Source organism: Mesorhizobium sp. P2_D1, from assembly GCF_056404455.1.
On record NZ_JBFUDZ010000110.1, the window covers coordinates 1 to 4,681 of the forward strand.

The 4,681-nt window shown below is 58.6% G+C and carries 2 protein-coding genes and 1 pseudogene; all 3 read left to right on the forward strand.

Going from position 1 to position 4,681, the window contains the following annotated elements; all coding sequences use genetic code 11:
• Positions 1–1,764 (forward strand): hypothetical protein (locus AC1D0I_RS32140; protein ID WP_477400126.1); only part of this gene is annotated, 1,764 nt, incomplete at its 5' end.
• Between the two features lie 291 nt (positions 1,765–2,055).
• Positions 2,056–2,157: pseudogene (locus AC1D0I_RS32145) on the forward strand (3-oxoacyl-[acyl-carrier-protein] reductase); the annotation flags it as partial.
• A 200-nt stretch (positions 2,158–2,357) separates the two neighbouring features.
• Positions 2,358–4,634, forward strand: coding sequence for a beta strand repeat-containing protein (locus AC1D0I_RS32150; protein WP_477400127.1), 2,277 nt, complete (start codon positions 2,358–2,360; stop codon positions 4,632–4,634).
• The last annotated feature ends 47 nt before the right edge of the window (positions 4,635–4,681 follow it).

The window sequence follows — 4,681 nt, forward strand, 5'->3', positions numbered from 1 at the left end:
GATACGATGAGTGGCAGCACCGGCAACGACACCTACTATGTCGACAATGCCGGCGATCACGTGATCGAGGCCAGTGGTCAGGGCACTGACACGGTCAACAGCGCGATTTCCTTCGATCTCTCAGGCCAGGACCTGGAAAACCTGACGCTGATCACCGCGGCAAACATCAACGGAACTGGCAATGCCCTCGCCAACGTTCTCAATGGCAACGCTGGCGTCAACACGCTGATCGGCCTTGAAGGCAACGACACACTGGATGGCAAGGGTGGTGCCGACACGATGCAGGGCGGCATCGGCAACGACACCTACTATGTCGACAATGCCGGCGATCTCGTCGACGAGAGCACGGCCGGCGCCAACGGCACCGATGTCGTCAATGGCTATGTCTCGATCAACCTTGGCGATGGCAACCACTTCAAGGGCAATATCGAGAACGTCGCGCTGCGCRGTGGKGCCTCGATCAACGCCACAGGCAATAGCCTGGCAAACAKCATCACCGGCAACAGTGGCAACAACATCATCAACGGAATGGGCGGCGCYGATACGATGAGTGGCAGCACCGGCAACGACACCTACTATGTCGACAATGCCGGCGATCACGTGATCGAGGCCAGTGGTCAGGGCACTGACACGGTCAACAGCGCGATTTCCTTCGATCTCTCAGGCCAGGACCTGGAAAACCTGACGCTGACTGGATCCGCGAACATCGACGGCACCGGCAATTCCCTTGCCAACATCATCACTGGCAACAGTGGTGTAAATACACTTTTGGGCCTCGGCGGCAACGACATCTTCAGAGGAGGCCTCGGCAACGATGTTATGGATGGTGGAGATGGTGTCGACACGGCCGACTACAGCAATCAAACCTCAGCTGTTGCTGTAAGTCTAACCAAGTTCGTTGACGCTCAAGTCACGATCGGCGGGATCGCGGAAGATACTATTCGCAACATCGAGAATGTGACCGGCGGCAGTGGTGGCGACACATTGACCGGCGATGGTTTCGYGAACRTTCTCATCGGTGGAGGCGGCAACGATACAATAAGCGGCARGGACGGGAACGACACGCTCATTGGCGGAGACGGAAATGATATCATCAACGGCAAYTCAGGCGACGACAGGCTGATTGGTGGACGTGGAAATGACACTATCAATGGCAATTCCGGCCTTGACACGGTCGACTACAGTACCGACGTCAGCAGCGGCGCCATACATGGTATCCTCGTCAATCTCTGGGGAGTCGGCTCGCAACTGGGGTTGGCAGCCGATACCGCAACGGATTCTTTTGGGAATACGGATACCGTAGCCACTATCCGCAATGTCACCGGTACGCAGTTTGCGGATCAGATATATGGCGGCGAGCATGACAACACCCTGACTGCCGGCGCGGGCAACGACATCCTCGACGGCCACCTGGGCAACGATACACTGATCGGCGGAACTGGCAGCGACATTTTCCATTTCCATACAGCGCTCGACGCCTTGACCAATGTCGATACCATCACCGACTTCTCGGTCGCCGACGACACCATCCAGGTCGACAATGCGATCTTTGCAGCGCTTGGCGGCAATGGCACGCTGACGGCGGACCAGTTCGTCAAKAACACCACCGGCCTTGCCGCAGACGGCAACGATCACATCATCTACGAGACCGACACCGGCTGGCTCACCTATGACAGCAACGGCAGTGCGGCTGGCGGCTCAATCCATTTCGCCACGGTGGCCGCCAACCTCGCGCTCACCAACGCCGATTTCGTCGTAGTGTGAGGAGGCAACGAAAACAGCCCGCCACATGGGGCCCGTCACACCAGGACTTTGTGACGGGCTCCCGTTCCCAGCAGGGGTGGTGCGGTTGCTGGCTCCAGAGCAGTTCACCGTTTCACGGAAACGGCGAACCGCTCTAACTCTTTGTTTTGACGCAATTCCCTAAGGGAAAGCGCTACGCGCTTTTCCCAGGAAAACCGTTTCACACTTTTCCTGGAATTGCTTTAGGAGAAAGCGTCGGCGCCTCACGCYTTCATTGAAGAAATCTGGTGTGCGATGACGGTCGACCCGCTCCTGTTCCTCGCCTCCGACGCTGCCAGCTACATCACCGGCATTGTCGTCGATGGCGGCCAACTGCTGCCCGAGGGCAACGACTTCCGGCTCCTGCCGCTGTGATCGCTGCGCCCTGCGGCGCTCCGAAGCCGTAAAGCTTCCTCGAAAAACTTCGCGGTTGTCCAACAATACTGTTGAACTCGAATTGCGAGGCACTTCGCTGGCGTTGAACAAGGTGACCCTACGTTCTTTGCATGAGATGACTCTAATGCAACCTTCGGATACAGTTGCCCTTGGGGAATACCATACAGCGGGAGGATCAAATGGCAGTCATCAATGGAACCGTCGGCAACGATATCAATCCCGACATTCAAGACCTGATCGGCAACGACACAATCAACGCATTGGCCGGTGACGACTACATTCGCATGGCGATTGGCGGCAATGACCAGGTGAATGGAGGGGACGGCATCGACGTCGTTTTTTACGAGACTTACTCAAACGGCCTGACCATCAACATGCAGACTGGTGTCGTCACCGACGGCCTCGGCAACACCGACACGCTCAACAGTGTCGAGTCGGTGAACGCCAGCCACTTCGCAGACAACATAACGATGCGAAATGACGGCTTTTGGGTGTTTGCCCGGGCGGGCAACGACATCATCCATCTGGGATCAAACGGCGGCACGGTGTTCGCGGGAAGCGGCACCGACACCATCATTGGCGGCGCCGGCGAGGATATGGTTTCCTACAGGGACGACAGCCTTGACTATGGAATCGACGTCGACGGCGGCGGCATCATCACACATGGTGCCACGATCAATTTGGCGACCGGCGTTGTAACTGACGGCTGGGGCTTCACGGATACGCTGACCAGCATCGAGGATGCCGAAGGCACCCAGTTCGCCGACACCATCACCGGCACAACCGGCAGCAACTATCTCGCGGGTGACAACGGCGCCGATATTATCAATGGCGGCGTGTCGGCGACCGTGGACGATTTCGATTTCTTGAGCGGCGGCAACGGCAACGACACCTTGACGGCGGTTGCCGCTACGGTGTCGGGGGACCAGGGCAATGACAGGATCATTGCACAGGCCTCCGGAAACACGGACATCGACTATGTCGAACTCCTCTATGCGGGCGCGACGACTGCCATCGTGGCCAACCTCACGGCACAGGCTCGGGCTGGCCTTGCGGCCGGATCGAATGCCATCGGTTTTGCCATCGCAGATGGGCAAGGTGGTGTCGATCGCGTATCGGGCATTCACGCCATCGACGACACCGCCTTTGGCGACACGTTCATCGTCGATGCCTCCTATACCAACACATTCGGCGGCTACATGGATTTCTATCTCGGCGCCGGAAACGATGTCGTAAGGTTCCTGGCCGGCACGGAGGGAGGCCGGGTCAACTACAACGGAGCCGGCGGCGCGGTTCTGATCGACCTGCAAGGCGGCTTTGCCCACGACATGGACGAGAGCAACCTCTTCATCGGCTACGACACGTTGGTCGGCGTGAACAACGCGCGTGGAACCGCGTTCAACGACGGGCTTTATGGCAACGCGGCTGACAATCAATTGCGTGGCCGTGGCGGCAACGATGTTCTGATGGGCCACGACGGCAACGACACGCTCTGGGGCGATGAGCGTGATGGTTCAAGCGACCTGAGTTACGGCAATGACTCAATTTACGGCGAAGGCGGAAACGACACATTGAATGGCGGCCGGGGAGCCGATCTTCTGGATGGTGGCACAGGCGCCGACATCATGCGTGGAGGCGGCGAAAACGACACCTACTATGTCGACAATGCCGGCGATCAGGTCATCGAGCTCAACGGCCAGGGCACCGACAATGTCCAGGCCTATGTCAGCTTCAACCTCTCTGGTCAGGAGCTGGAGAACCTTGCGCTGCGCAGCTCGGCTTCGATCAACGGCACCGGCAATTCGATTGCCAACACCATCACCGGCAATTCGGGCAACAACATCATCGACGGCCTCGGCGGCGCCGATACGATGAGCGGCAGCACCGGCAACGACACCTACTACGTCGACAATGCCGGTGATAAGGTGATCGAGCTCAACGGCCAGGGCACCGACAATGTGCAGGCCTATGTCTCCTTCAACCTGTCGGGACAGGAACTGGAGAACCTCGCGCTGCGAAGCACCGGTAACATCAACGGCACCGGCAATTCGATCGCCAATGTCATCACCGGCAATTCGGGCGCGAATGTCATCAACGGCCTGCTCGGTAACGACACGCTGTCCGGCAGCACCGGCAACGATACCTTTGTCTTCACCACGGCGCTCAATGCTTCGACCAATGTCGACCGCATCACCGACTTCTCGGTCGCCGATGACACCATCCAGGTCGACAACGCCATCTTTGCGGCGCTTGGCGGCAACGGCACGCTGACAGCGGACCAGCTCATAAAGAACACCACCGGCCTTGCCGGCGACGGCACCGATCACATCATCTACGAGACCGACACCGGCTGGCTCTATTATGACAGCAATGGCAGTGCCGCTGGCGGCTCCACCCATTTCGCCACGCTGGCCGCCAATTTGGCGCTGACCAACGCCGATTTCGTCGTGGTGTGAGTAAAACAAAAATAGGCCGCCCCGGCGTGAGCCGGGGCGGCGACGGG

Bases quoted from the DNA above. Each gene is read 5' to 3' on its own strand.
- AC1D0I_RS32150 (WP_477400127.1), top strand. From the start codon at position 2,358: ATGGCAGTCATCAATGGAACCGTCGGCAACGATATCAATCCCGACATT.